This is a genomic window from Actinomycetota bacterium (assembly GCA_030776625.1).
Lineage (GTDB): Bacteria > Actinomycetota > CADDZG01 > CADDZG01 > WHSQ01 > MB1-2.
In genome coordinates this window covers 74,767-98,294 of the sequence record JALYHL010000003.1, presented here as the reverse complement: position 1 = coordinate 98,294, position 23,528 = coordinate 74,767, and the positions used below count along the sequence as shown (strand labels likewise).

31 protein-coding genes are annotated in these 23,528 nt (G+C 63.5%); 15 read left to right on the top strand and 16 right to left on the bottom strand.

Features of this window, described 5'->3' with window-relative positions:
* Positions 1 to 27 precede the first annotated feature (27 nt).
* Positions 28 to 483 carry a Rieske 2Fe-2S domain-containing protein gene (locus tag M3N53_06580; GenBank protein ID MDP9067995.1) on the bottom strand — a complete coding sequence of 152 codons (456 nt, stop codon included), beginning with the start codon at positions 481 to 483 and terminating at the stop codon, positions 28 to 30.
* A gap of 174 nt (positions 484 to 657) precedes the next feature.
* On the opposite strand from M3N53_06580, the gene M3N53_06575 reads away from it, so the two are divergent.
* From M3N53_06575 to M3N53_06555, 5 genes are all read left to right on the top strand, one after another.
* Positions 658 to 1,341 (top strand): hypothetical protein, encoded by a 684-nt coding sequence (locus M3N53_06575; GenBank protein ID MDP9067994.1) that lies wholly within the window; start codon positions 658 to 660, stop codon positions 1,339 to 1,341.
* A 180-nt stretch (positions 1,342 to 1,521) separates the two neighbouring features.
* On the top strand, positions 1,522 to 2,394 hold the full coding sequence (locus M3N53_06570) for an aminoglycoside phosphotransferase family protein (GenBank protein ID MDP9067993.1): 873 nt from the start codon (positions 1,522 to 1,524) through the stop codon (positions 2,392 to 2,394).
* Between the two features lie 155 nt (positions 2,395 to 2,549).
* Positions 2,550 to 3,059 (top strand): hypothetical protein, encoded by a 510-nt coding sequence (locus tag M3N53_06565; GenBank protein ID MDP9067992.1) that lies wholly within the window; start codon positions 2,550 to 2,552, stop codon positions 3,057 to 3,059.
* 95 nt (positions 3,060 to 3,154) lie between these two features.
* Complete coding sequence (locus tag M3N53_06560) at positions 3,155 to 3,967, top strand: hypothetical protein (GenBank protein MDP9067991.1); 813 nt, start codon at positions 3,155 to 3,157, stop codon at positions 3,965 to 3,967.
* 232 nt (positions 3,968 to 4,199) lie between these two features.
* Positions 4,200 to 4,967 (top strand): metallophosphatase family protein, encoded by a 768-nt coding sequence (locus tag M3N53_06555; GenBank protein ID MDP9067990.1) that lies wholly within the window; start codon positions 4,200 to 4,202, stop codon positions 4,965 to 4,967.
* A gap of 18 nt (positions 4,968 to 4,985) precedes the next feature.
* On the opposite strand, the gene M3N53_06550 is transcribed toward M3N53_06555, so the two are convergent.
* A complete protein-coding gene (locus tag M3N53_06550; protein MDP9067989.1) occupies positions 4,986 to 5,759 on the bottom strand; it encodes a methyltransferase domain-containing protein in 774 nt (257 codons plus the stop codon).
* Between the two features lie 99 nt (positions 5,760 to 5,858).
* Here M3N53_06550 and M3N53_06545 point away from each other — a divergent pair, with 99 nt between their 5' ends.
* Both M3N53_06545 and M3N53_06540 read left to right on the top strand, forming a co-directional pair.
* On the top strand, positions 5,859 to 6,485 hold the full coding sequence (locus M3N53_06545; protein ID MDP9067988.1) for a class I SAM-dependent methyltransferase: 627 nt from the start codon (positions 5,859 to 5,861) through the stop codon (positions 6,483 to 6,485).
* A 229-nt stretch (positions 6,486 to 6,714) separates the two neighbouring features.
* Complete coding sequence (locus M3N53_06540) at positions 6,715 to 7,320, top strand: hypothetical protein (GenBank protein ID MDP9067987.1); 606 nt, start codon at positions 6,715 to 6,717, stop codon at positions 7,318 to 7,320.
* A gap of 112 nt (positions 7,321 to 7,432) precedes the next feature.
* Here M3N53_06540 and M3N53_06535 read toward each other — a convergent pair whose 3' ends face one another.
* Positions 7,433 to 7,975 (bottom strand): DUF6518 family protein, encoded by a 543-nt coding sequence (locus M3N53_06535; protein ID MDP9067986.1) that lies wholly within the window; start codon positions 7,973 to 7,975, stop codon positions 7,433 to 7,435.
* A gap of 70 nt (positions 7,976 to 8,045) precedes the next feature.
* Between M3N53_06535 and M3N53_06530 the strand changes: the two genes are divergently transcribed.
* Entirely contained in the window at positions 8,046 to 8,291 is a 246-nt protein-coding gene (locus tag M3N53_06530; GenBank protein MDP9067985.1) for a hypothetical protein, read from the top strand.
* 179 nt (positions 8,292 to 8,470) lie between these two features.
* Positions 8,471 to 9,046, top strand: a complete 576-nt coding sequence (locus M3N53_06525; protein ID MDP9067984.1) for a class I SAM-dependent methyltransferase — start codon at positions 8,471 to 8,473, stop codon at positions 9,044 to 9,046.
* Positions 9,047 to 9,273: 227 nt separating this feature from the next.
* Here M3N53_06525 and M3N53_06520 read toward each other — a convergent pair whose 3' ends face one another.
* A complete protein-coding gene (locus M3N53_06520; GenBank protein MDP9067983.1) occupies positions 9,274 to 9,846 on the bottom strand; it encodes a GNAT family N-acetyltransferase in 573 nt (190 codons plus the stop codon).
* 111 nt (positions 9,847 to 9,957) lie between these two features.
* On the opposite strand from M3N53_06520, the gene M3N53_06515 reads away from it, so the two are divergent.
* Complete coding sequence (locus tag M3N53_06515) at positions 9,958 to 10,989, top strand: NAD-dependent epimerase/dehydratase family protein (protein ID MDP9067982.1); 1,032 nt, start codon at positions 9,958 to 9,960, stop codon at positions 10,987 to 10,989.
* Here M3N53_06515 and M3N53_06510 read toward each other — a convergent pair.
* The 4 genes from M3N53_06510 to M3N53_06495 form a co-directional block, all read right to left on the bottom strand.
* On the bottom strand, positions 10,975 to 11,532 hold the full coding sequence (locus M3N53_06510) for a hypothetical protein (protein MDP9067981.1): 558 nt from the start codon (positions 11,530 to 11,532) through the stop codon (positions 10,975 to 10,977). The two genes, M3N53_06515 and M3N53_06510, sit on opposite strands and share 15 nt — an antisense overlap.
* On the bottom strand, positions 11,529 to 11,840 hold the full coding sequence (locus M3N53_06505; protein MDP9067980.1) for a helix-turn-helix domain-containing protein: 312 nt from the start codon (positions 11,838 to 11,840) through the stop codon (positions 11,529 to 11,531). Before M3N53_06505 ends, M3N53_06510 begins: the two co-directional genes overlap by 4 nt.
* 102 nt (positions 11,841 to 11,942) lie before the next feature.
* Positions 11,943 to 12,530, bottom strand: coding sequence for a hypothetical protein (locus tag M3N53_06500; GenBank protein MDP9067979.1), 588 nt, complete (start codon positions 12,528 to 12,530; stop codon positions 11,943 to 11,945).
* A 56-nt stretch (positions 12,531 to 12,586) separates the two neighbouring features.
* On the bottom strand, positions 12,587 to 12,997 hold the full coding sequence (locus M3N53_06495; GenBank protein MDP9067978.1) for a hypothetical protein: 411 nt from the start codon (positions 12,995 to 12,997) through the stop codon (positions 12,587 to 12,589).
* Between the two features lie 162 nt (positions 12,998 to 13,159).
* On the opposite strand from M3N53_06495, the gene M3N53_06490 reads away from it, so the two are divergent.
* Positions 13,160 to 13,351, top strand: a complete 192-nt coding sequence (locus M3N53_06490) for a hypothetical protein (GenBank protein ID MDP9067977.1) — start codon at positions 13,160 to 13,162, stop codon at positions 13,349 to 13,351.
* Between the two features lie 123 nt (positions 13,352 to 13,474).
* Positions 13,475 to 13,645 carry a hypothetical protein gene (locus M3N53_06485; protein ID MDP9067976.1) on the top strand — a complete coding sequence of 57 codons (171 nt, stop codon included), beginning with the start codon at positions 13,475 to 13,477 and terminating at the stop codon, positions 13,643 to 13,645.
* Positions 13,646 to 13,688: 43 nt separating this feature from the next.
* On the opposite strand, the gene M3N53_06480 is transcribed toward M3N53_06485, so the two are convergent.
* From M3N53_06480 to M3N53_06455, 6 genes are all read right to left on the bottom strand, one after another.
* On the bottom strand, positions 13,689 to 15,179 hold the full coding sequence (locus M3N53_06480; protein ID MDP9067975.1) for a hypothetical protein: 1,491 nt from the start codon (positions 15,177 to 15,179) through the stop codon (positions 13,689 to 13,691).
* Positions 15,180 to 15,446: 267 nt separating this feature from the next.
* The gene (locus M3N53_06475; GenBank protein ID MDP9067974.1) at positions 15,447 to 15,815 is read right to left on the bottom strand and encodes a hypothetical protein; all 369 of its coding nucleotides are present in this window, start codon (positions 15,813 to 15,815) and stop codon (positions 15,447 to 15,449) included.
* Between the two features lie 303 nt (positions 15,816 to 16,118).
* Complete coding sequence (locus tag M3N53_06470) at positions 16,119 to 16,748, bottom strand: hypothetical protein (protein ID MDP9067973.1); 630 nt, start codon at positions 16,746 to 16,748, stop codon at positions 16,119 to 16,121.
* Positions 16,749 to 16,954: 206 nt separating this feature from the next.
* A complete protein-coding gene (locus M3N53_06465; GenBank protein MDP9067972.1) occupies positions 16,955 to 17,491 on the bottom strand; it encodes a hypothetical protein in 537 nt (178 codons plus the stop codon).
* A 257-nt stretch (positions 17,492 to 17,748) separates the two neighbouring features.
* On the bottom strand, positions 17,749 to 19,161 hold the full coding sequence (locus M3N53_06460; GenBank protein ID MDP9067971.1) for a carotenoid oxygenase family protein: 1,413 nt from the start codon (positions 19,159 to 19,161) through the stop codon (positions 17,749 to 17,751).
* Positions 19,162 to 19,196: 35 nt separating this feature from the next.
* Positions 19,197 to 19,385, bottom strand: coding sequence for a hypothetical protein (locus tag M3N53_06455; GenBank protein ID MDP9067970.1), 189 nt, complete (start codon positions 19,383 to 19,385; stop codon positions 19,197 to 19,199).
* A gap of 112 nt (positions 19,386 to 19,497) precedes the next feature.
* Here M3N53_06455 and M3N53_06450 point away from each other — a divergent pair, with 112 nt between their 5' ends.
* Positions 19,498 to 20,190, top strand: a complete 693-nt coding sequence (locus M3N53_06450; protein ID MDP9067969.1) for a TetR/AcrR family transcriptional regulator — start codon at positions 19,498 to 19,500, stop codon at positions 20,188 to 20,190.
* A gap of 176 nt (positions 20,191 to 20,366) precedes the next feature.
* Here the strand turns inward: M3N53_06450 and M3N53_06445 are convergent, their stop codons facing one another.
* Both M3N53_06445 and M3N53_06440 read right to left on the bottom strand, forming a co-directional pair.
* A complete protein-coding gene (locus M3N53_06445) occupies positions 20,367 to 20,837 on the bottom strand; it encodes a lamin tail domain-containing protein (GenBank protein ID MDP9067968.1) in 471 nt (156 codons plus the stop codon).
* Complete coding sequence (locus M3N53_06440; protein ID MDP9067967.1) at positions 20,834 to 21,142, bottom strand: hypothetical protein; 309 nt, start codon at positions 21,140 to 21,142, stop codon at positions 20,834 to 20,836. Before M3N53_06440 ends, M3N53_06445 begins: the two co-directional genes overlap by 4 nt.
* Positions 21,143 to 21,262: 120 nt before the next feature.
* Between M3N53_06440 and M3N53_06435 the strand changes: the two genes are divergently transcribed.
* On the top strand, positions 21,263 to 21,784 hold the full coding sequence (locus M3N53_06435; protein MDP9067966.1) for a SigE family RNA polymerase sigma factor: 522 nt from the start codon (positions 21,263 to 21,265) through the stop codon (positions 21,782 to 21,784).
* A complete protein-coding gene (locus tag M3N53_06430; GenBank protein ID MDP9067965.1) occupies positions 21,777 to 23,528 on the top strand; it encodes a hypothetical protein in 1,752 nt (583 codons plus the stop codon). Before M3N53_06435 ends, M3N53_06430 begins: the two co-directional genes overlap by 8 nt.

The following is a 23,528-nucleotide window of genomic DNA, read 5'->3' as shown; positions in this document are numbered from 1 at the left end:
GCCCAATCGGGCACTGACAGCGTCTTCTTAGCCGGGGATACAGAAATCCCCTTGTGGCTCGATAGCAGGACCCTCTCCCCGGTCCGGTCCCTGCATCCGTTGATCGAGCTCCACGTAGATGGGGTCGCCGTCGATCCGGACCGGATAACGATCCAGCCCTCGCTGCGCTGGGCCACCGTAGTAGTAGCCGCGGGAGTCGAATGTCTCGCCATGCGTCGGCGTCTCGAACATCCGCGAGGTCTCGCACCACTCGGTGTGCTCCCCCTCGAGGTGCTGAGGATCATCCGATAGAGCCAGAACCTCCCCACCGTTGTAGACGAGGAAGATGTGCTCGTCATCGAGGAAGACGACCTCCCGTTCTCGCAGGTCCTCGAGCGAGGCGAGCGCGGAGTCGCTCCCGCTCGTCGCGATGCCGATGACGATCGCCGCGCCGATAAGGACGACAAGCACGATAGAAGCCACGATCAGCGCCCTGCCTGCCATCGGCCACAAGGCTAGCGGAGCTGACGAGCAGTTTCCTGGCTTCCGCCCTTTCGGCATGTGGTCGAGCATCCTGCTACGGGAGGGACGAAACGCCGAGCTAGACCGCGGACGAGGTGGAGGGACAACCGCGGGGAGTGAGTGGCGTTGTTGTAGATGGGACGAGTAAGGAGGGCCATGGTGGGCAACAGACGGCGTGGGTGGAACACGTTGCTAGGCGTGAGTTTGCTGCTACTTCTGCTGGGTGCGGCAGCTCCTGCCGTGTCCCAGGTCGTTGCGGATTACGCGCGCAACGCGGACAAGGTTGACCGGAGGCACGCCGTCGGCTCGCGCGCCTCTTCTACGGAAAGGGCAGGGAAGTTGGTTGCTACGAACCGCCGCGGCCACCTTCCCAACAACATCATCCGCAAAGCCATAGATGCCCGAGCGCTGGGCGGGGTCAAAGCTGCCCGCTACGCGACGCGATGCGGTGGAGGGTCGCTGGGAGGCGTCGTCGCGGTCGACAGCACGTCCAATCTTTCGTCCGAGTGGACGGCCCTTGCGAGCGGATACATCTTCGTGCACTGGATCGGTGGGCCTCCGCCTGGCGTAGACCGATGTGACCCAGAAGGACTCGAGGCGCGACGCGTCGGAACCGGTATCTACGAGATCAGGACAAGCGGGCAGCCGCTGCCCTGTTTCACCCAGCATCTGCCCGCGGTAGCTACCGCTCATAGCCGCCTGCCGGTGATCGCGACCCAGGAGACGGTTTGCGAGGAAGGTGTCGTGATCAGGGTCTCGCTATGGAACCAGGCCGGGGATCCTGTAGACACGGCGTTCGACGTAGCCATCCTCGAACCCGTGGTGGTGGGTCTTCCGTAGACGATCTCGCTCGAAGCGAGTTCGGTGAGTCTGGGTGGGACCCAGCACGTCAGACAAAGGGCGCAGCGCGAAGGCACCGCTCGCGGGCGCCTTGACACCCGAGCGCCGGTGCTAAGAGAGGAAGAGCCGCCGAGGAGTAACCCCGCGGACGCAGGCCTTCCAAGGCGGACAATCTAAGACATGGCGACGATGCACGTCGATGAAATCGACATCAGCGAAGAAGTCGTGCGGCACCTCCTTCGGGAGCAATTTCCGAAGTGGGCGGAGTTGCCACTGCGTCGGATCGAGCCACAAGGGACCGTCAACGCGATCTTTCGACTCGGTGACGGGTTGTCGGTTCGGCTACCGCGCCGCAACGGTCCCACCACGCCAGCCAGCAAGGAGTCGGAATGGCTCCCTCGGCTTGCGCCCGCGTTGCCTCTGGACATCCCCGTCCCTGTGGGACAGGGCAAACCAACCAATGGCTATCCATGGTTCTGGGAGATACATACATGGGTTCAGGGCGACCGCGTCCCTGTCGAGGAGATCGATGCACTCCAAGCGGCTCGCGATCTCGCAAGCTTCCTCGCCGCGTTGCAGTCCGCCGCTTCCGAGGGAGCGCCGCCGGGCCGGGGGATCCCTCTCGCCGAACGCGACATGGAGATGCAGCACTGGTTCGCAAAGTTCGACGGCGACCGGCGAGTCCACGCCGAGTGGCGGCGGGCACTGGCGGCGCCACCGTGGGGCGGTCCGCCAGTCTGGCACCACGGCGACCTCGACGTCCGTAACTGGCTGGTGCGGGACGGGCGGCTAACCGGGATCATCGACTGGGGTTCGATGGGAATCGGCGATCCCGGATGTGACGTCATGGTGGCGTGGAAACTTCACTCAGCCGAGGCTCGAGACGCGTTCCGGGAAGCACTTCACGTCGACGACGCCACGTGGGAACGGGCTAGGGGCTGGGCCTTATCGCAGGCAGTCGCCGTACTTGCCTACTACACGCCGGATAACAACCCGATCCTCTATCGCGAGGCTGATGCGTGGCTCAACCTCATATTGTCCGAGCAGTTGTGAAATGCGAGTGGCCGCCGAGTCCGACACGCGCTGGGTCGATTCGTTTACGAGAAGTCCGTCATCGGTCCTCCTCATCCTGGCCGCCTGGTGTCCCCGGGATCTTCTAGTGCCGTGTGACCGCAGCGAGGCGCGACGTCGCATCATGAAGGCATCCGATGGAACCTGACAACAGATCGCTGGCGATCGCGATCTCGGCGCGAAAGGGGAACCGCAACCTATTCGTCGTCGGGATTGCCGGAGTCGTTCTCCTTCTCGCGGCGCTCCTCGCGAGTGACCAGGGTTGGGTGATGAGAGCCTCCTGGTTAGTAGGAGCGGTCATCTGTGCCGCGGTGTCGTTCACCGGCCGAGCCTTCCAGCTCGGACGAAAGCCTCTACTAGTGGCGGACCCTGAAGGTCTGCATCACGAGAACGTTGGGTTGATCCCCTGGGCCGATGTCCAGTCCATCAGTGTGCAGTCCATCGGACAGCTCGGACCTGTGCTTGGCATCGAGGTCAGCGACCGGGACAAGTACATCGTTCGACATAGCAATCCGGTGATGCGAGTGAACATGAGGATCGGGAGAGCCACCGGTCACCCGTTCCTCGTACTGCCCGGGAAGCTGCTGGACCGGTCGCCCGAGGAGCTCAAGGTGGAACTGGAACGGGTTGCCGGTCGCACCTTCTGACAACGGAGCTCGATTCGGCTAGCGAACTTCCGCGCCCGCTTCAGCGTCACATAGATGGGACGCCAATCTCTTCAAGCGGACAAGGGAGAAGCTCAATGCGACGCAGCGCGCTTTTCGTCCTCACGGCTTCGGCATCGCTACTGTTGCTGCAGGCACCGGCCTCTGCCGGAGGTTGGTGGACGACCCTCGACCTTCACGACCAGTACCTCGTGGTTGGGGAATCTCTCGAACTCGAGGTCTCCGAGGTCTTCTACGACTCCGTTGAAGAAGCGAGAGAGGCGCACGGCACCAACTACTACGCCTACCTCGTCAAAGACTTCGACCGACGACTCCTGGAGCACGCGATGGGTCGACCTAATCCGGAGCGGTGGTGGCGCCCGCTCAGTCCGGTCATACCCGCGGGACAGGTCACCATTCTGGAGGGCGACGCGAATCTCGCTCGAGCGCGTCTGCACCTGACCGTTCCCGACGTTCCGCCCGGCAGGTACGCGCTCATGCTCTGCGACGGCGGCTGTCACACCCCGCTCGGCAAGCACATACCGATCGACGTGACCGTGACCGAGGATGCTCTGCTCGCGCGAACGGCGGCTCGTCTGGAGGGGACGAACCAGCGCCTGAGGCTGTCGCTGGATCGCGTTCGCCGCGATGTCCGCCAAACGCAGCCACAGCTACAACTTCTACAGGATCAAGGGGATGAGGCAGAAGGTGAGGTTGCCGCGGCCGCAACGACCCCGGGAACCGAACTCCACGAGGGCATGCCAGCGTGGATCGCCTATGCCGGGTGGTTCATAGCAGGGGCCCGTGTTGCGGTTTCGCTCCGTCGCCGACCGACAGAGCGATCTTCGGATCCTGATCTCTTCCTGGAACGGGTACCGGACGACGCGCGGGAATTAACGAAGACGTCCTAGCGTTATCGATGCCCGAACGTCCGCTCGAAAAGAGGGCCGACGAACATAGCGTCAGCCGCCGACAAGGCCCGCGACGCCTAGTGACGCTTGTGGAAGTTGATGGAGTGGCGGTGGTAGCCGAGACGCTTCTCGTAGAAGGGCACGCCCACTGGGCCGCCGACGTAACTGTCCCAACGCGACGATCGCCCCAGGCGGATTACTCCTGCGCCCTCAGAGAGCTACTGTCGAGGCGATGCGGATCGCGGCTCTCTACGACATCCACGGCAATCAACCTGCGCTCGAAGCAGTGCTACGGGAAGTCGAGCGAGAGGGCGTTGAAGTCATTCTCATTGGGGGCGACATCGCGTGGGGACCGTTCCCGCGTGAAACAGTTGACCATCTGCAACACCTTGAGAACGCGACCTTCATTCGCGGCAACGCTGACCGGGAAGTAGCGCAGCGCCTCGGAACGGCAGACGGTATCGATGAGATTACTGCTGACATCACTCTGTGGGTCGCGGACCAGTTGACGAACGAGCAGCAGCAGTGGCTCGACCGCCTCGCCACAAGCTTCGTCGCAGACGTCGATGGGATCGGCGATGTGATGTTCTGCCACGGATCACCCCGCAGCGACGAGGAAGTCATTACTCCCCTGAGTCCAGTAGACCGGCTCCGTACGGCTCTTGCGGAGGTGCGGGAACGCACGATCGTTTGTGGTCACACGCATATGCAGTTTGAGCGGGACGTAGGGAGTCACCACGTGATCAATGCGGGAAGCGTCGGAATGCCATACCAACGCGAGCCTGGCGCCTACTGGGCCCTGCTTGGCCCGAACATCGAATTTCGTAGGACCAACTACGACACGAAGGCCGCGGCCACTGCGATGAAAGCAAGTGGCTGCCCGCATGTCGCGGAGGCTTTCATCGAGACCATGTTGCATCCGCCTCCGGCGGAAGAAGTAGCGAGTCATTTCGAAGCCATGGAGGCGGGCCGGGCTTCGCCCCCATCATCGATCGGTTAGCCGGCTTAGAACTATCGACTAGGACGCTCCCGAACGGCAAACGTGCGTCTTGTACGGGAGAACGAACGACCTCTTGCCGCGCAGGTCTACATGTGTCCGACACAGCTCCCTGACGCCTTCGAGCAGCTGCTCCCGCTCCTCGGGTGGGAGGATCGCGATATAGCTGCGGGTGCGGACGAGGCCGACCAGATCTTCTGGCGTCAATTCCTGCACATGGTCGAAGATCCGCCACTGCGTCGAGCGGAATGAGCCACGGCGTTCAAGCGTCGCTGTGAACTCTTCTTCCATTCCGTCTGCGCCGCCCAACGTCACACCCATCGCGGCCTCGCTGCCGATGATCTGCGACAGCGCCCGAACCCAAGGGACACTCTCGTCGCGCATGTTCGTCAGCAGAGCCACGCGGCCCCCCGACCGCAGAACACGGCGCATCTCAAGGACCGCGCGCTCGTGGTCGAACCAGTGGAAGGCGGTTGCGGCCGTGACCACGTCAGCACATGCGTCAACGAATGGGAGCGCCTCGGCCACGCCTCGGACGACGTTCAGACCTCGCCTCCGCGCTGTGCCCAACATGGCAGTCGACGGATCGGCCCCCACAACCTCGTGACCTGCCTCCGCCAGTTGAACCGTCAGGTTCCCAGGCCCGCAGCCAACGTCGACGATCCGCTGACGCGAGCCATGAACCACCCACTTGATTGCCGCTTCGGGATAACCGGGTCGATACCGCTCGTACCCGTTGCCCTCAGTCAAGAACGATGCGCGCCGAGCGGCGAGGTCTCGTCTGGTGTCCGCCACGGAGACTGTTTATCAGCCGCGATATAGCCAGGTCATACCCGTACCAGAACGTGCGCAGCAACCGGTCGCGCGGCCGCCCATATGGCTACGATCGCGTCAATGAAGGTTCCGCAGAAGCCGAAGTGGATGATGTGGGACCACAACATCCACTACCACCGGTTCCTGCTTCAACAGATACCGCCCGGAGCACAGAGGGCGCTTGATGTCGGCTGCGGCTCCGGCCTCTTTGCCACGCGCGTCGCGGAGAAGGTTCCAGAAGTAGTGGCCATAGACCGCGATGCCGACATGATCAGTACAGCGCGCTCAGCGCCGGGAGGGGCCGTCGTTCAGTATTTCGAGGCTGACCTGCTGGAGGCAGACCTTCCTGTCGGCGCATTCGACTTCGTCTCGTGCCTGTCGGCCCTCCATCACATGCCGTTGCGGCCTGGGCTTGAGCGGCTGGGCTCGCTGCTCGCGCCACACGGGGTCCTAGCCGTCCTCGGCCTCTACAAGCTCGCCACCGCGTTCGACTACGCCTACGCCGCGGTTACGGGATTGCTCGACCTGCCCGTCGGCGTCGTCCGACACCACACCCAAGCACCACTGAGACGATCAGGAGGTGTTGTTGCCGATTGGCACGACACGCTACGGGAGATCCGGACAGCGGCGGACGCCATCCTTCCGTGCTCGAAGGTTCGTCGCCACATGTACGACCGGTACACGCTTCTCTACCGCAAGCACGCCTGAGGCGGACCGGCGGGGCAGCCCTAGATCCCCTACTTCGGACAGGGTGCCGATCGGAACAAGCGGGCTTCACGGTCGAGTGAGGCGCGTACTCATCGCAGTGCTGCTGTTGGCGCCGAGCCCTGGTCTGACCTCCTTCTCTCCGCCGATGTGACCGACGGATGCAGCGTCTGAAGCATGTCGGGCGTCTGCGTAGTGAAGGTCCTACCGGGGAGAGGGAGAAAGCTCACTCATGAAGCGCGTGACGATGACTTGCCTGGCACTAGCGCTGCTGGCCTCCGCTCTTGTATCCGTCCCCTCGCAGGCGGCGCCAACGAAGGTCACTCACTCGGACCGCGATGACACTTCCGGGAAGCTGGACATCGAGTACATGCGCTGGAAGGTGAAGCCCACGCCAGGCGGCATCCACTTCGTTCACACGGTCCGCACCTATGAGAGCTTCGATCCGCAGGAGTTCTATCTGTGGATGTATCTCTACGAGCAGGACCCGGACTTCAGCGACTGCTACCCAGGTCGGTGCTCAGGTCTATGGCAGGGCGAGATCTACTGGCATGACAACCGTGGCCTCGTGGCCTATCTGATGGAAGACATGGTCGACTGCGGTGATTGCTCCCCTCTCAAGATCGACGTTCGTCAGGTGGACGAGCGAACGGTCTCGTTCGTGATCCCGGAATACCTCTTCTATCCAGACAGCCGCCGCTACGACGCAGAGTTCCAGACGTTCTGGAAAAGGCCGTTGCGGGTGGAGCCCAGCGTCGATTGCCGAATCCGTTATTGCGTGGACAAGCTGCCGGACAGTGGCACGGTCAGCTTCCCCATCGTCCGGAACGCGGGATAACGACCCCCCCGCACCAAGAAGCCGCCTTTGGTCGCGAGGGTTCCTTGAGCTAGCGAGACAGACCCAACACCTCGCTCCACTGGCGCAGGCGTCCGGTCCAGCGCCTAACAAGTCAACGGAGGAGCACCCGATAGATAGTGGCACCGATCGCCACGAGGGTTGCAGTGGCTACCGTCGAGGAGAAGATCTTGGCCAGCGGACGCTTCGAATAGAAGAAGAGGCCAACTCCACCCGCTGCTTCAAGAGCCACCTGTTCCCATCGCTGAGCGAGTAAAGCGGCCGCGACTGCTTCACCGACGAGCACGCCGATGGCCACTCCCCACGCGAGCGACCAACGGTGGGACTTGGCGCCGGCGATCCCTGAGATCACTCCCACCACTACAGCCGTTACCAACCAAAAGAGACCGACGCGCGTGAGGTAGCGCAGCGAGATGGTCTGGTCGATGCCGATCCGCCAGGCGTAGTAAGCCAGTGTTGCAGTGAGGAGACAGAGCGCGCCTGCGGTTGCTCCTTTCCGCAGAGACCGTTGCCTACGGCCTACGAGGAAGCCGGCTAGGAACCAGACAGCTCCGACATTGCCGACCCAGCGGGGCGCGACATCGTCAACGAGGCGCGCTGCGAGTCCCAGCGCGATTCCGACGACGACAGATACCACTGAGGCATCTTCACATCCACCTCGAACAAGGCCCCTCAGGGCAGCACACCAAGGGCTATACGATCCTGTGATGCGCCGACGCGTCGCGTACCTCTTCTACATAGCGGGATCGTTCATCGCGATCAACGCCATAGCAGAGGGTGGTGGGTTCGGGTTGATCGGAGCGCTCGCGGTCTGGTGGATCGCTGTCGGCTTCGGGGTCCGACTAGGAGTGAGCCCAGATGAGTTCGCGTCTTCGGTCAAGCGTCTCCTGGGCTTCGGGGTGGAGTACGACATCTCCAAGGATCCTTCTCCGGAACCACGCGCGGAGTCTTGATCAGCTAAGGATCACGCCGCTCGGTTCACGCCACGCACCGGGGTCGCAGCGCAGCACGACGAGAACGACCGAGTCCCGGAGCTTCGCCACACCAGCTAGTCACCGACCACAGCTTGGTCGACCCGGATGTAGCCGCGGACTCGAGAGCGCCGACCGGTCGTTAGATACAGTCACGCCGAATGAAGGAGTACTACGAGCGCAGGGCTCCTGAATACGACGCGACGTCATGGGAGCATCCGGACGCCTCCGACGAACAGCGCCGGGAGCAGCGCGCGCTGTTAGACGCACTCAGAAGACTGCGTCCCGCCACAACGCTGGACGTCGCCTGCGGCACCGGGTTCCTAACTCGACACCTTCCGGGTGCCGTGGTCGCGCTCGACCACAGCGAGACGATGCTCGGCCTGGCGCGGACAAAAGCACGAAACTGCAGTTTCCTGCGAGCGGATGCCTTACGCCTGCCCTTCAAAGACGGCTCTTTCGACCGCGTCTTCAGCGCCAATTTCTACGGACACCTTCAACAGAGCGAGGCCGCCCAGTTCTTGAGTGAGGCGCGACGCGTGTCAAAGGAGTTGGTGATCGTCGATGCGGCACCGGGTCACAGGATCTCGGAGACCGACTGGGAGGAGCGCAGCCTCGCCGACGGGTCCACTTACGCCATATTCAAGAGGTTCTTCGAGCCTTACGAGCTGATCGACGAGCTCGGTGGTGGAACTGTCCTGTTCGCTGGCAGCGATCTGGTCGCAGTCGCAGGCTGATGAAGCTTGTTCAAGATTGGCCTCTGATCGAGTCGTCACGCACACGCAGTGAAGCCGCTCTAGATCACGCGTCGAACCCCGGCCGAAGCTGGGCGCAACGTGCCGGGTGGGGAGGGATTACCCGGTTGCCGCCGCAGGGGCCCTCAGGCACAGACCGCGTTGCACTGGCAGCGGGTTCAGGATGCCGCGAGGCGGGAGCTTGCACGAAGCAGAGACACGCTCGGGAGCTACCGAGGATATTCCTGCCGGCGCTCCCACTCGGCCCTGCTAAGGGCATACTCGACGTCGCCCTGCTCGTCGCCCTCGATGGGATCAGGCCACTCTTGATGGAAGACCCGCACGAACTCGAGCCCCGCCTTCTCCATCACCCGTCGAGAGGCGGGGTTCACCACCATCGTCTCTGACACCACACGCCGCACGCCGAGTTCGGTGAAGCCCTTGCGGATCAACGCAAGCGACCCCTCTGTTGCGTAGCCCTTGCCCCAGGCCGACTTGCGCAGCCGGTAACCCAACTCGGGCTCGTCGAGGCTAGCCCCCTTCTTGGGTCGGAAGTGGAACCAGCCAAGGAACTCCCCGGTGGACTTCTCTATGGCGGCCCAGAACCCATATCCCTCGAACCGGTCGTAGTAGTCGAGGAAGGCCGGGAGGATGTCGTTCTCGATCTCGTGGCGCGGAGTGGGCTTCCCTCCGTTGATGTAGCGCATGACGCTGGGGTCACTGTCGAGCTCGAAGAGGTGGTCGACGTCGGCCTCGGTGAACCGGCGCAGCACCAATCGCTCGGTTTCCAGGAAGATGTCCATCGCTCAATCTTCCCGCGTTCAAAGAGTCCCAACGCACCTCTCACTTCCCGGGTAGAAGGACGGACTATCCGGCGGCTACCGCCCGGGTCGATCAATGGTTAGCTCCCACGCATGACAAAGAAGGCATTCGTTCTTGGCGGCACCGGCCTGATCGGGCGCGCGCTCGTTCCCGACATGCTCGCCGCCGGGTGGGAGCTCACGGTCGCTAGCCGCAGCGGTATCCCGGCGGACGCCAGATGGGCGGCCGAGGTCGAGCATGTCCTGTTCGATCGAGAGACTGCATCACTGCGCGACATAGTTCGCAGCGGTTACGACACCCTCATCGACATCGTCGCGTATGAACCCGAGGCCGCTCGGCAGCTCAGCGAGCTTCGTGATCGGATCGGCGCTGTGATCGTGGTCTCAACAATGTCGGTCTATGCAGACGATCACGGGCGTTCGATGGACGACGCCGACACGCCCGACCACTTCCCAGATCTTCCCCAGCCCATTCCAGAATCACAGCGGACTGTGAAGGCCAGTTCGGCGACGTACTCAACGAAGAAGGTAGCGATCGAAAAGGCGCTACTCGCGGACGCGAAGGTACCGGTCACGATCGTCCGACCGGGGATGATCTACGGCGTCGGCGACAAGAGTTCTCGCGAATGGTTCTTCGTCAAGCGAGTCCGCGATGGCCGACGCCACCTCGTCCTCGCCTATGAAGGCGCGACACCAGTTTCCGTCATCGCGTCGCGCAACCTCGCAGAGCTCATCCGCCTCGCGGCAAACACCCCGGGGACTCGAATAGTGAACGCTGCTGACCCACAACCGCAGACCGCTCGCTCGATAGGTTTTGCCGTTAGCAAGGTGCTGGACCACGAGTGGGACGAGCTACTGCTCCAAGGTCCCTCACCCCAAGAACCCATCGGCGAAACTCCGTGGTCTTCGCCCGGGCCGTTTGTCATTGATATCCGGAAAGCGAAAGAAGAACTGGGGTATGAAGGCCGCGTCGAGTACGAGGATGCCTTAACGGAAACATGCGAGTGGCTCCTCTCGGCGACCGCTCAATCAGACTGGACGGAAGTACTACCGAACGCGCAGAAGTACTACGGCTCGCTCTTCGACTATGGCGCCGAGGACGAACTTCTGTCACATCTCGGTTGAGCTTTCCGAATCGACGCGGCCGACATGGTGGCCGCCGGGATCAGGGCTTCGGCGCTCCGTCTCGTCCTGTAGGGCGCTGAGAATCTCAACTTCGATGAGATCCTTGGGGCGAGCGCTGGCGCGCTTCATCCTGATGAGGTCGTCGATGCTGGCGACGCGAACGCTCAGCCCCCGACCGAGCTTCAGGGTGACCCCGCCGCGGATGAGGTCGCTGTAGCCGTCGGTGCCTGCGGGACGAGCGAGGAGATCCAGCGCCCCGAAGTCGGTCGACAGTGTGAGGTTGCCGGTTGCGGCTAGCAGCCCTGCGTCGAGCGGCGTCTCTATGTGCTCCGCCGGGTCGGGGAGTCGCAGTCGCGCCTCCATCTCTGCAAGCGCTCGAGCGACGCGCTTTAGGTTCACGGGCGCTTGATCGTGGCAGACGTCGAGGTCGTTGGTGACCGTGGGCGAGCCGTGGAGGCGGGAGGCGAGACCGCCGATCAGAACGAAGTCGACCTTGTAGGCGATCAGGGTGCGCAGCGCGCCGAGCGGGTCGAAGGCCCTCACAGCGTGTCGTGCAGGAGACGATCGAGGTTGTGCGCCTCCGTGACCGCTAGGTCGAGACGCTGGCGGGGGGTGAGTCGCAACAGCTCGCGGATCACGCTGCGGTCGACGCCGGCCCCGGCGCGGCGGGTGACCTCGAGGCCGTGACCACAGACGCGCAGGAGCCGCTCGAGGGTGTCGACGCGGGGCACCACTCCGCCAGATTCGATCCGGGCGATCGCCGGCTGGGCGACCCGAGCGCGGCGGGCCAGCTCACGCTGGGTGAGGCCGGCGGCACGGCGGGCGTTACGCAGGGTGGTGGCGGTGTTCATCGCTGACTCATGATAACAGAGATGTTATCGCCCCTGCCCCCGAGTGGCTCCAGGATGCGTCGGGCGCAGGGCACCGAGCGCGCCGCGGACTCCGAGCCTCCGTCAGGGGTTGTGCGCCAGCCCCTGTTGTTCGTACTCCGGGGCCGCGTCGGTACAGTGCCCTGTGGGAAAGCTAGATGCTTCCCTGTCTCGACGGCAGGGTCCGTCTGCTCCCTTTTCGAAGCTGGTGATGGCGCGCCAGCGATACCCGTCTGCGAATTCTGTTCCTAGGAAACGGGGACGGATGGCGATAGTGACGGAGCGACGATTCGGTCGCCAGACGGGGACCCGACGGAGGAACTCGCCGTTAGCGTGCGTTTCAACTCGATAGAGCTCGGCGTACAGACGTCCCTGATCGGAGCGGCGAACCCATACGAAGCGATCGCTTCCGAACTCGCCAGAACCTGACTCGAAGACGAACCCCACATAGTTCTCGTCGGTGCGAGGGAGTGCCCTCGTCTTCCACTCCGGGAACGTCCGGACGGTATGAACGAGTCGCCCGCGACTGTCATGGCCGTGCGAGACGGACCGGATGTCCAACAACCCAGGCGTGTCTTCGGCGTCGCGTACCCCTGCTCGGTCGGCAAGAGCGGCCGAAGGCGCTCCCCACAACAGCCCAAGAGCAACGACCGACACCACTACCCGCCGCATGCCGCGAGCTTACTGAACCCGGACCGGCTGGAGCCGCCGTCCGGACGACATACCAGCTAGCCGTTGCCCGACGGGGTCACTGCCGTACGCGTCATGTGCTGGCGGATCAGGTCGGCCGCTTCGTCTGCACCATCGGTGGTGATTACGGCTTGGCTACCGCCGAGATTCAGTAGGAGACCCGGCCCCCGCCGCGCGATCGCGTGTCTCGAGCCACGCAAGCCCCACCCGCCGTACCTCAACGGATTCACGTTTATGACTTCCACGTTGTTGATCTGGTCGTAGTTGATCGTCCGCTTCGGCGACATCCACATCCCGAAGCCGTACTCGATCGAGTCGGCGCCGACGCGCATGTGCACCGAGCAGAAGTGGATGACGACCATCGTCATCACGAGCGCGAAGACATAGGCGAAGGCGAAGCCGCTTCGTGCGGCGTTGTACATCAAGATGGCGCCGAGGAGGGTCGGCACCAACCAGCTCCTCGCGCTGCCGCTCCATATATCCATTCCAGCTCCGGGGGGCGTTTCCACACCCGCAGCTGCCTCAGTGGTCGCCATGCATTCGATGATGCCAGTTTCCTGATGAGCACGTGGGGTCGAACGCGCCTCTCGACCTGCGCGACGATGACATCGATGACTCCTCTACGAGCGCTTCTCGCTGGTGTCGCAGTGGTTGCCGTCGTGGTCGCTGCCGGTCTACTGCTGAACAAGGACCTGAACGACAGGTACCGCTGGCTCTGCGAAGCGAAGGGTCATCTCTGGGTTCAGCCGACACACGGCGACCCCTACTGCGGGGACGGGACCGGGAACCCGGCAACTGAGTAGCGCCCGTAGCGCCAGCACTTCATTTGCGGCGCCCGGAGCTCCTCCTGTGGGGCATTCCTCGACCTCAGCTGGCTCTAGGCTCTGGTGCCCGCCAGCTCAGCAACCCTCCCCTAAGCTGGAACCATGACGCGAGAGTCGGGCGGCGGTTTCTTCGACGGGCTGGCGCGCTTCGTGGTCAGCCTGTTAGGCCTCGCCGGCAACAGCTTCGGCGAGTCGCGCTCGGTGCGGGAGGAGATCGCGAAGCAGCAGGAGCTGGAGCGCGAGGAGGCTGCGCCGCAACGAAACGAGTCGTAGGCGTCTGCGGGTCGGCTAGTTAGCTCTCTTCAGCTTCTGCATCTCACTCGCAGCTGACGTTCTCCTCGGAGTTCTCGCACTCGTCGAAGCCCGAACCTCCGTCTGCGCGGTCGTTGCCTCCGTTGCCGTCGAGATGGTCGTTCCAGCCCTCCCCGTGGAGGTCGTCATTGCCCCTGCCGCCGTACAACCTGTCTGAGGCACCTCGATGTCCCTCGTCGTCCGGCACGTCTCCCACGAGGAGGTCGGCTCCGCGCCCGCCGACAAGGTGATCCCCCGCGGGCCGGAAGGTCTCCGGGGTAGACGTGGCGATCCCGTTCGGCACGAACACATCACCGAAGAGGCGATCATCCCCCCGCCCGCCGAACAGCCGGTCCTCACCGCCACCGTGCCAGGCGAGCTCACCGTTGAGCAGATCGTCGCCCGGACCGCCGTGCAGCGTGTCGTCCCATCCGTGCCCCCTGATGGTGTCGCCGTCCAAGACGTCGGCTCCTAGTCCACCGAAGAGTCGGTCGTCTCCTCCACCGCCGATCACGTGGTCGCGGCCAGCGCCTCCGCGGATCTCGTCCGTCGTCCCCTCGCCATCGTCGATGTGGCTCTCGTCGCCCACGTAGTCGCCGTGCAACTCGTCCGCGCCAGGCCCACCGGCGATGAGATCGGAACCGTGTGCCCCTTCGAATTCGATGAAATAGGAATAATCGCCGTACACGACATCTGCGCCGGGGCCACCGAACAGGCGGTCGTCTCCCGCAACGTCCTCTGTTCCGTCGCCGAAGATCTCGTCGTTCCCTCGCCCTCCGAAGATCCTGTCATTCGACCCGGTCATCCCGTGGTCGCCTTCGCCGATCAAGTGGTCGTCACCATCAAGTCCGCGGATCACATCTGCGCCCCCACTTCCGATGATCCTGTCCGAGGCGGAGCTGCCCATCAGGAGGTCATCTTCTGGTGACCCGAACACTCCCTCGATGTTGCTGAAGCGGTCGGATCCATAACCAGTCGCCGTACCGTGTTCTAGATCCACGATCCACCGCGATAGTTCCGTGTGCTCTCTCCAGATCGCCTCCCAGGCGAGGAGATCAGCTCCCATACCGCCGTCGGCGGTATCACGTCCGTGTCCGGTACCAATCTGGTCGTCACCGTTCCCGCCGTAGAGGCGGTCGTTCCCGTGCCAGCCCGAGAGATGGTCTTGCCCCTCACCTCCGTAGACGAGGTCGCTCCCGCCGCGACCGAACACGGTGTCGCCGCCCCGACCTCCGATAACCACATCGTTGCCCCCTCCCGCATAGACGGTGCCGTTCGAGATCCCACCATTGCCACCTTCGCAGATGAGGTCGTCACCACGCCCGGCGCGGATGATGTCGGCTCCTCCGAGCCCGACGATCACATCGTCGCGTTCGGTTCCGTGCAGCGAGTCACGGTCCGGGGTCCCGACGATCGTCGCGACCTTCCCGAAACACGTGTAGGCGCGCGCCTCTGCCGCAGGAGGCAAGGCGGCGAGGAGCGCTGTGGCTAGAAGGACGTTCCGCAGGGGCTTCATGACTGAGGCTTCCTACGCCCGCTCCGGTCAGGGTCGTCAGCACAGCACGCCGCCAACACGGGCAGGAGAGCACACGCGACAACGGCCGCTCGATGAGGTGCTGTTGACGGGATAACCATGTTGAATGGTTAGACGTCTGCCGGGCTTCGCCTGTTGCATCCGCGCTGCGGCCGGCGCTCGTCCTCCGCCTTGCGAGCCTCCTCGAAGGCAGCCGCTGTCAGTTCGGGTTGGCGGACCAGACAGAGCTCGGAGACCTCGCCGCCGACGTCACGATCTTGATTCAGCTGCCATGAAACGAACAGAAATGGTTCCAGCGGTCGGAGCCACTGGAACCTCGTCGCACAAGCCAGCTTGAGGCGCGACCGAGATCCGCACGGTTCTGGGAAGCAGTTTCACGGGCCGATTCATGGCGCCGCAGATGTCCCGGCGCTCGACGTCTTGCTGCTCGGCGTTGTCATCACAGCACCTCAAGTACTGATAGACGATGGCGGGCACTGGCATGCCCGAGGCGTCGTCCAACTTCACGGTGAAGAACCTGTCCGTCGAAACACGCCTGAAGTAATGGATCCCGCCTACGGACAAGGGTCCGAGATCTAAACCGACGCTCGACGCGAGCAGGTACTCCTTCTTCACCACCGCGCCCCCTCTCCGTGGCCGGTGCTGCCGCCGCGGGAAGCGAACCCACGGCCACAGCGAACGCCACAAGAGCACATCCACGGGTGACGGCGCGGGGCCGTTTAGCTCGATGAGTCATGTCCATGGGTAGACGTCTTAGCGGCTTCGCCTGTTGCACGCCCGCGTTCAACGCTCGTCCTTCGTCTTATGACGCCTCCTCGAAGACCCCGCCGTTAGCTCGGCGTGGCAGACCAGACGACTGGATTTAGCGCCCTACCGCGGGATACGGACGTTCTTGACGCCGCGAGGGGGGCTGGCGGACGGTTACCGGATCCATCGGATGATGACCCTGCTCTTGACGTCGGTGTCTCGACAGCCATGCCCCTGTGGCTGACCCGATGCATCCGCGGCGGGATCCTGCTGGGGATCGAAGCAGAAAGTAACCGTCTGGCGGCCCGCTTCGGTGTCATCGTTGACACGGACGTGGTACTCGTCGTCGCCGGCCGCATCTTTCATCTGGTAGCCGGTTTGATGACAGTGATCGTTGCGGCCATCGCTGTTGTGATCGTGCAGGTAAGCCACCCGCGGACCGTTCATCACCTGCGGAGCCTGCGCGACGACCTGATCGGGATCGGGACAGGCGCTGATCGAGCCCGCGCCTCGTGACGCGAACGTCGCGGTGCCGTCGAATGCTTGCCCCTGTGTATCGGAGAGGCATGCATCGACGTGAACGTTGCGATCAGAGGTGCCTTTCGCGCTCAGACGCTGCCGGTCTCGCTGGTCTGGGGCTTCGCAGTCTGACGTCGGGTTCACGTTGCTGTTCTCGGTGGCGGCGCCAGAGTCCGGGTTTATGTAGGCGACGGCCCGCACCGGTGCGCCTGCACCCGAGGCCGACGAGACAGCCACGCCCAGTGTCATGACGATCGTGAGTCCCGCGATCGAACGCTTCTTCATGTCCGCACCCCTTCTGTGGATATCGCTGACATCTCAGAAGGGACTACGCATGGAACGGTGCTTGCGGTTCTCGGGTTCCGAGGGGATTAGTTCGTAAAGCGGCCTACGCGTTCTTACGGGTGAGCTAGCAGAAGCCGCCGACGGAGAGGTGCGGAGTGGCGACGAAGTCCCACCCTGACCCGAGGGCGGGCCGACTGTTTAGAGGATCACCAAAGAAAGGCTGCGCCGCGAGCGACGACAGCCACACGTATCGCAGTAGAACGGTCGAGTGCCATGACGGCGACTGCATGGTTGCCGTGCTCAAGACCGACAACAGTCATCCCGCCGTTGCTAGCCACCTGCAGGTAGGTCCCCTTGCGTCGGATCGTCTGTACCGAACTCCACCCGGCGTCACGAGCGAGGGTCTCGGTCAGCCAAGATGCATCTGCATCCGACGCCGTGGTGCTCCGCACGATCGCATAGACACGGCCGCGGTAGATGAGGCAGCCACACATCTCCTCGTAGACATCCACAACTGTGATTTCAGCATCGTCGTCACCCAGCAGTTCGCTCATCTTCTCGGATCGCCGGATCGTCTTCTCAGGAGATCCTTCTATGAAGTGGTAATCCCCAACGACTCCCCTGGGGATCCCGGGACGACCGAGAGGAACGTGGGCCGTGTCATCCAGGAGTTCAGATGCTGCGGAGGCGGGCACCGTCGCGACGCCGACGTTTCCGAGTACGGAGAGGAGCAGAACAGCCACCACCTTCAGGCGCGCCCGCACCGGAACGAGCTCCCGTCGCCGCATGGGAACACTTCGGCATGGATCACAGTGTCCTTGAGCAATACGTACTCTAGGAAGGCACCCCTGCCGGGGCCTGTTGCCGGCACCAGCCGCTAGCGATCGGCGTTCGACATGCGTCGCGTGGGCTTCAAAGGCAACTGCGGTCAGGTCCACCTGACAGACCAGACATAGCTCGCAGAAGTTCGGGACCTCCTTTGACCATCAGAGAAGTTCCTTTACACCGGCGTCTGAGACGTTTCGCCGAAGAAGGTTCCGTGGAACCCAAAAGGCACCGGCTGCGGGACATCCGCCCGCGCAACGACGGCAAAAGATGCTGCATCCAGCACGAGCAAGAACGACGTTGCCGTGGTGGCGTCGAGGACTACTGAGAGGATGATCCCGGCATCTTCTTCCCCCGCCTCGGGGGCAGCCACAAAGACAGGCTCGCCCGGAAAGCAACCCTCCTGCTTCCACGTCTTTGAAGCGCCGGTCGTTGTGTCCACCTTGACAAGACGATCCAAGAAGTTCGTAGCGTCGAGGCCCGCGCCGTATACGTAGGAGTACGGGCGCGCGTTGTGCGCGGTGTAGTTGATGCGGGGCAACTCGAACGGGTCGTGTGACAGGGCCTCCGGTTCGGCCGCTCCTGGCCCGAGGCGGTAGCGCCGGAGCTGAGGCAGCGCATGTTCGAAGGGCTCCTCGCCCCGAAGCGGGGCGAGGTAGAGATCGTCGATCACCGACGCGTCGTCGAAGGCGACGATGTCCACCACGACCTCACCCTCCTGTTCGAACGCGTTGACGTGGTGGAAGGCAAAGAAGGGGGGAGCTACGACGGTCCGGTGGAGCTCGCCGGTTCGCCGATCCACAACATGAAAGCGAGTGCCGCGATCGGGCTTCCATCTGTAGTTCTCGATGAACGGTCTTCCTGAAAGCAGCAACCTGAGTGGGTTCAGCAGCAGCGGGAATTCGGCCAGGACGATGTAGTTGTCTGTGATCCCGAAGCTGTGCATATACGCCGGCTCCCGCACGGGCAACTGCGCTATCGGGACGCGCCGCCCGGTGGCCTCGTGTCGGTAGAGCACGTACGTGCTCGTCAGCGAGAACCGCAACGCGTAGCTCACTCCATCCCCGGTCTCACGCTCGAAGTGGGGGTGCGCAGTCGTCAGGTTGGTGGGGAGGTCATCGCCGGTCTGGATGATCCCTGCGGTGCGCAGCGACACCGGATCGAACTCCACCGACATCGGCGTCTCGGTCATCGCGACGAACTTCCCGCCAAGCCGGGCGACGTTGACGTTTGCATTGTCGGTCGGGTGCGGCGAGAACAAGCTTGTCGCTCGCTTGAAGATCGAGCGACAGGGGTCGGTGGCGAACTCCTTGAACGCTATGCGGCCGTGGTCGCGGGCGGCCCTGTAGGCCTGTGTCTCGAGGTAACGGTTGCTGTACGAGACCGCGCCGTCCGTGACGGAGAACGCGTGGAGCATCGCGAACCCGTCGAACCAGTGGCGCAAACGGCGCCCACCGGCGTCGAAATCCGCGGGGCCGTTGCGGATCAAGGTGCCTCGCAGCCAGGACGGCAGATCGCCCTGGACGTCGAGCTCTATGCCGGCGAGCTCGCGCGTCACTGTCTCCAGTCCCGCTGACCACGGGGCCACTCCCGCGCTCGGCCCCGCCTCGTTGCGTGCCCGGCCTAACACCGGGCGCCGGTCGCGCGACCGAATGCCGTCGTGGTCGTGTCGATCCAGACACGGCCGTTCGCGATCGCGGCCCGCAAGGTCGTCCATAGCGACGGGTAAAGCTCCAGCTCCACACCCTCGTCCGACGCCCCCCGTCGTTCCGCTCTCCCTAGACACCCGAGCGCCTCTGCGGTCGATGCCATCTCACCCTCCTTCTTTGGGCTGGAATGACCCTTGGTCAGTTATACTGACCCATAGTCATTCCCGCGTCAAGTAAGGGGACGGGGCTCGCCCGGTGGGGGTACGTTCGTGACGATGATTCAGACGGAGCGGGCGACGGCGCGTGGGCAGAGTGCGGGCAAGCGGGTCCTAAAGCCGCAACAGCGGCGCCAGGAGATCCTCGACGCCGCGCTGCGCTTGTTCAACGAGCGGGGCTTCGAAAGCACGACGGTCGCCGACATAGCGCGGGCGGCCGGCGCCGCCAAGGGGACCGTCTACCTCTACTTCCCGTCCAAGGAAGATGTTCTGCGCGGCCTTTACGAGGCCTTCTACCAAGGGCTGGGAGCCCATTTCACCGCCATCATCACCCGCCTCATCGAAGACCGTGAGGCTGGGGCGATCCGCGACTACCGCGACGCGATCGATCGTGTCTTCGACGGGCTCATCTCCTACAGCCTGGAGAACCGGGATCTGTGCCGACTCCTGATCGACGCGGGGCCGCAGTTGCACCGCCAGCGCGGCGCGCGCGCCGAAGATGAGTTCGTACACTTCATGGCCCAATCTTTCGAGGAGGCGACGCGCCAGGGGCGCATGCACACCTCCGACCCTGACATGACCGCCTTTCTTTTGAACGCTGCCCTTACCGCGGGCGTCACTCATGCCTTCGCCTACGAGGACCGATTTGATCTCGAGCGCGTCGTCGCGGCGACCCGAGAGATGTTCTACAAGGCGCTTGCACCAGAGGGTTCACTGCCTCCGCGAGCACTCGGTCCCTCTGGGGACGATTAGCCGCCGAGGTCACACTCCGGGGGGCGCAGCATCAACGTATAGAGCATCCGCGCCCAGTCGTCGCCAAAACGATCGACTCGACCGCTTTGCGTCAGCCTCCGCGAGAAAGATCGCTGCTGCCAGAAGTGAAGCCGACCCTAAACCAGTTCATCGCCTGATCGTCTCCCTGTAGCGGCTCAGCAGCGCCTTGGGCTGGAGGCAGAGGCGCCGTAACGGCAGCGGTCCACAACATCCCCAGCCCGGTTCTTCAGCGTGGCAGCGTCGCCGTCGTTGTTCCACACGTAGCTGTCGAGGTCCCAGTAGAAGTCGTAGTAGGTGAAGCAGTGACCGTTGCAACCTGTCACGGCGCCGTCATCACCGCGGCCGGTGTGGACCCGGACGTACTCTCCTGGCCGAAGCGTGATGTTCGAGAAGCGGTACGCGTGGCCTCTGCCCTTGTCGTGCAGCTTCCACCCGTCAAGCGACGTCCGGCGCTCGCCGGTGTTCTTCACCATCACCAGCTCGCGGTTCAGGTGGGCGTTGCTGCCGGTGTCCGCTCCGCTGGGGTTGAAGTTGATCCTCGTGATCTGAATGCCAGCCGAAGCCGGAGCCGCGACCGCTAGAAGCAGAAGGACGACAGCGCTAACTGGCGCTGATGCGCGAGTCAACGCCGGCCCCTTTTTGTGCCACCACGAAGCACGAGCAGGGTGGCGCCGACGAGGGCGACAACACCTCCCAGAGATAACAGCACGAACGTGGCTACCTCTCCGCCGATGGGTTCTCCGGCGACGCAACTCAATGAAGCGGGGCACACGCCGAGATCGAACTCGAGGAAGTACTGGTTCCAGAGCTCGAATCTAAATCCGACCCAGAGCCCCGCGATGAAGAGAGCGGCACTGGAGAAAAACGCCGCCGTGCGGATGTCGGCGTTGCGAAGGAACCTGAGGAGCGGGCTCTGGGTCACCGGCTTCACCTAACGAGCGTAACAACGTCCGTGCCGCAGTTCGATCAACGTCCATGCCGGCGCCACGGGACTCCCGGGACCGCCGGTCTCCGAGCGCTACCTTTCTGCAACCTGAGGTGTCTAAGGGATGTGGAACACGACTCGACCGCGAAGGTAGCCGGGTGGGCGAACGTGCGGCGGCCTAGCCTCGCCGAGCTCTACCGCACACACTCCCCCGGCGCGCTGCGCCTCGCCTACGTCTTGGTCGGAGACGACAACACTGCGCAAGATGTGGTCCACGAGGCGTTCCTGCGACTCTTCGGTCGCTACCGCGAGCTGAGGGACCCCGACCACTTCGACGCCTACCTTCGGCGCACGATCATCAACCTCTCGAAGAACCACTACCGCAAGGTCTCGAATGAGCGATCAGCGCTAGAGCGGACAGATCGTCAGCCGCTTCACACTCAGCAGCACGACCCCAGCGATCTCGTTCAACTACTCAAGCGTCTTCCCGAACGACAGCGCGCAGCTATGGCGCTTCGATACCTCGAAGACCTCAGCGAGCAGCAGACCGCAGATGTGATGGACACTACCGTGGCGGCGGTCAAGTCACTGACCCAGCGCGGAACCGCGGCGATACGAGAGCACCTAAGAGGAGAAGGCGATGAGTGAGCACGACGACGACCTGCGAGCGATCTTGCGGACCGTTGCCGACAGGGTACAGCCGCGCCCCGGAGCCGAGGAGAGACTCCTGAAGGCGGCGCGGCGCAGGAGAAGACTCACCGCAGCGATCACGACGTTGTCTCTGTTCATCGTCATCGGGGGCATCGCAGGTGCTTCAGCGTGGAGCAGCCGTACTGGAGAGAGGTCCGTCTCACAGAGCGACACGCGACCGCAGGTAGTCGACGCCACCGACGTCGCGACGATGAGCGTCAGCGAGCTCGCCGCAGCGCTTTTATCGGACGACGAGCTGGCCGGGGCGGTACCGAGCGAGGACGGCTTCTCGTTGAGGACGATCGTCCGGAACGGGCCGCCTGAGACGAATCATCACTACGCCACGGTCGGTGTTCAGATGGCCGGACCCGTCCCGTACGCACGCGTCATCTTCTTCGTTCACCCGACGCCGGAAGCAGCGGCGGAGATGCGGCGTCAGCGGTTGGCGGGGGAAGAAGGCCAATGGCGGGCGCTTCGCGAGCAGCGTGAGCCGTATGCGTTCGAGCCGCTAGCTGTCCCGAACGCGCTGCCCGGGACGAGGTGCGGCGTTAGCCTGCCGCAGCTCCTGTCATGTCATGCCGTCTTGGGTCGAGTGATGGTGCTGTCACAGTCGACCGCCAGCACCGCGGAACAACGACCTGTGACCCAAGATGAGATAGCCGCTGCCACGGCGTTGATCCGCTCGTTCGGTTCGTATCTGCAACGTGTCTATCCCGAGGTCGGACAACACACCACCTTTGCCCGCTACTTCTTCGAAGCCGCGGAGAAGGACATGTCGGTGAGTGGTGTGGTGGAGGTGAACTCGGGGGAAGGAACCATCTGCCTCCAGGGAACCTTGTCGGACAACGTCAAGGCAGCTCACCTGATCGATCGGGCCGCCGATGATGCTCCCGTCATCACGTTCTTCGATCCGGTAGAGGAACCCGAGGGAGCCTTCCAGCCGAGTCCCGGCGCCAACTGCATCCGGACCGACGAGGCCGAGTTGCTCCGGTCAGTGATCGATGACGAAGAACGCTTCGCGGTCGACTTCCACCGCGGACCTGACGATCATCCAGGCCTCGTGGCGGAGCTGCGCTCCTCCCCCGGTCCGGTATGGACGCCGTTGTCGCAACCCCCCATCCGAACGCACGGCTACATCTTCAAGAACCTGAGGACGAAGTTCACCTCGCGCTACGGCGATCCGACGGCGGGAACAGTGGCGGTACGCGGAGATATCGCGTTCAAGGATCGCTTTCCGGGTGTGCGCGAATGTCGATTCGACGTCTACAACCACGCGGGCGAGTTGGCTGGAAGTGCTACGAAGCAGTTCCTGGCTCTGGATCCAGGACCTGGCGTCCTCCTCGATTCGCTGGATGTGGAAGCGGTGCCAGATCGCCTCGGCATTTCATGTTCTGCGGATCGGTTGGACGACCCGACGAACCGGATCGAACTCGGCCCGGTGAGCATCGAGAAGCAGCCAGGAACGCAGAGACGCTTCACCGCGAGCGCGAGATTCTCGTGGGAGACCGGTGCCATGACAACCGCGCAGGAATGCACCTTGACCGTTCGCGATGACGCGGGCAAGCAGCTGAAGAAGCTCACGCGAGGGTTGGTGAGTGCGGAGGCGATGAGGTCTGACATCCTCACCATCGATTTCACCGCTCCCGTCGGCACAGCGGATCGGGTCGCGAACGCCGAGCTCGAGTGTCATCCGATGCGTTGA

What these genes read in the sequence shown, in the direction of transcription:
- M3N53_06525 (MDP9067984.1), top strand. Translation starts at nt 8,471, where the DNA reads ATGAAGGAGTACTACGAGCGCAGGGCTCCTGAATACGACGCGACGTCA.
- M3N53_06540 (MDP9067987.1), top strand. Translation starts at nt 6,715, where the DNA reads ATGAAGCGCGTGACGATGACTTGCCTGGCACTAGCGCTGCTGGCCTCC.
- M3N53_06555 (MDP9067990.1), top strand. Translation starts at nt 4,200, where the DNA reads ATGCGGATCGCGGCTCTCTACGACATCCACGGCAATCAACCTGCGCTC.
- M3N53_06515 (MDP9067982.1), top strand. Translation starts at nt 9,958, where the DNA reads ATGACAAAGAAGGCATTCGTTCTTGGCGGCACCGGCCTGATCGGGCGC.
- M3N53_06470 (MDP9067973.1), bottom strand. Translation starts at nt 16,748, where the DNA reads ATGAAGAAGCGTTCGATCGCGGGACTCACGATCGTCATGACACTGGGC.
- M3N53_06520 (MDP9067983.1), bottom strand. Translation starts at nt 9,846, where the DNA reads ATGGACATCTTCCTGGAAACCGAGCGATTGGTGCTGCGCCGGTTCACC.
- M3N53_06485 (MDP9067976.1), top strand. Translation starts at nt 13,475, where the DNA reads ATGACGCGAGAGTCGGGCGGCGGTTTCTTCGACGGGCTGGCGCGCTTC.
- M3N53_06530 (MDP9067985.1), top strand. Translation starts at nt 8,046, where the DNA reads ATGCGCCGACGCGTCGCGTACCTCTTCTACATAGCGGGATCGTTCATC.
- M3N53_06505 (MDP9067980.1), bottom strand. Translation starts at nt 11,840, where the DNA reads ATGAACACCGCCACCACCCTGCGTAACGCCCGCCGTGCCGCCGGCCTC.
- M3N53_06580 (MDP9067995.1), bottom strand. Translation starts at nt 483, where the DNA reads ATGGCAGGCAGGGCGCTGATCGTGGCTTCTATCGTGCTTGTCGTCCTT.
- M3N53_06500 (MDP9067979.1), bottom strand. Translation starts at nt 12,530, where the DNA reads ATGCGGCGGGTAGTGGTGTCGGTCGTTGCTCTTGGGCTGTTGTGGGGA.
- M3N53_06575 (MDP9067994.1), top strand. Translation starts at nt 658, where the DNA reads ATGGTGGGCAACAGACGGCGTGGGTGGAACACGTTGCTAGGCGTGAGT.
- M3N53_06570 (MDP9067993.1), top strand. Translation starts at nt 1,522, where the DNA reads ATGGCGACGATGCACGTCGATGAAATCGACATCAGCGAAGAAGTCGTG.
- M3N53_06450 (MDP9067969.1), top strand. Translation starts at nt 19,498, where the DNA reads ATGATTCAGACGGAGCGGGCGACGGCGCGTGGGCAGAGTGCGGGCAAG.
- M3N53_06490 (MDP9067977.1), top strand. Translation starts at nt 13,160, where the DNA reads ATGACTCCTCTACGAGCGCTTCTCGCTGGTGTCGCAGTGGTTGCCGTC.
- M3N53_06430 (MDP9067965.1), top strand. Translation starts at nt 21,777, where the DNA reads ATGAGTGAGCACGACGACGACCTGCGAGCGATCTTGCGGACCGTTGCC.
- M3N53_06545 (MDP9067988.1), top strand. Translation starts at nt 5,859, where the DNA reads ATGAAGGTTCCGCAGAAGCCGAAGTGGATGATGTGGGACCACAACATC.
- M3N53_06565 (MDP9067992.1), top strand. Translation starts at nt 2,550, where the DNA reads ATGGAACCTGACAACAGATCGCTGGCGATCGCGATCTCGGCGCGAAAG.
- M3N53_06455 (MDP9067970.1), bottom strand. Translation starts at nt 19,385, where the DNA reads ATGGCATCGACCGCAGAGGCGCTCGGGTGTCTAGGGAGAGCGGAACGA.
- M3N53_06480 (MDP9067975.1), bottom strand. Translation starts at nt 15,179, where the DNA reads ATGAAGCCCCTGCGGAACGTCCTTCTAGCCACAGCGCTCCTCGCCGCC.
- M3N53_06560 (MDP9067991.1), top strand. Translation starts at nt 3,155, where the DNA reads ATGCGACGCAGCGCGCTTTTCGTCCTCACGGCTTCGGCATCGCTACTG.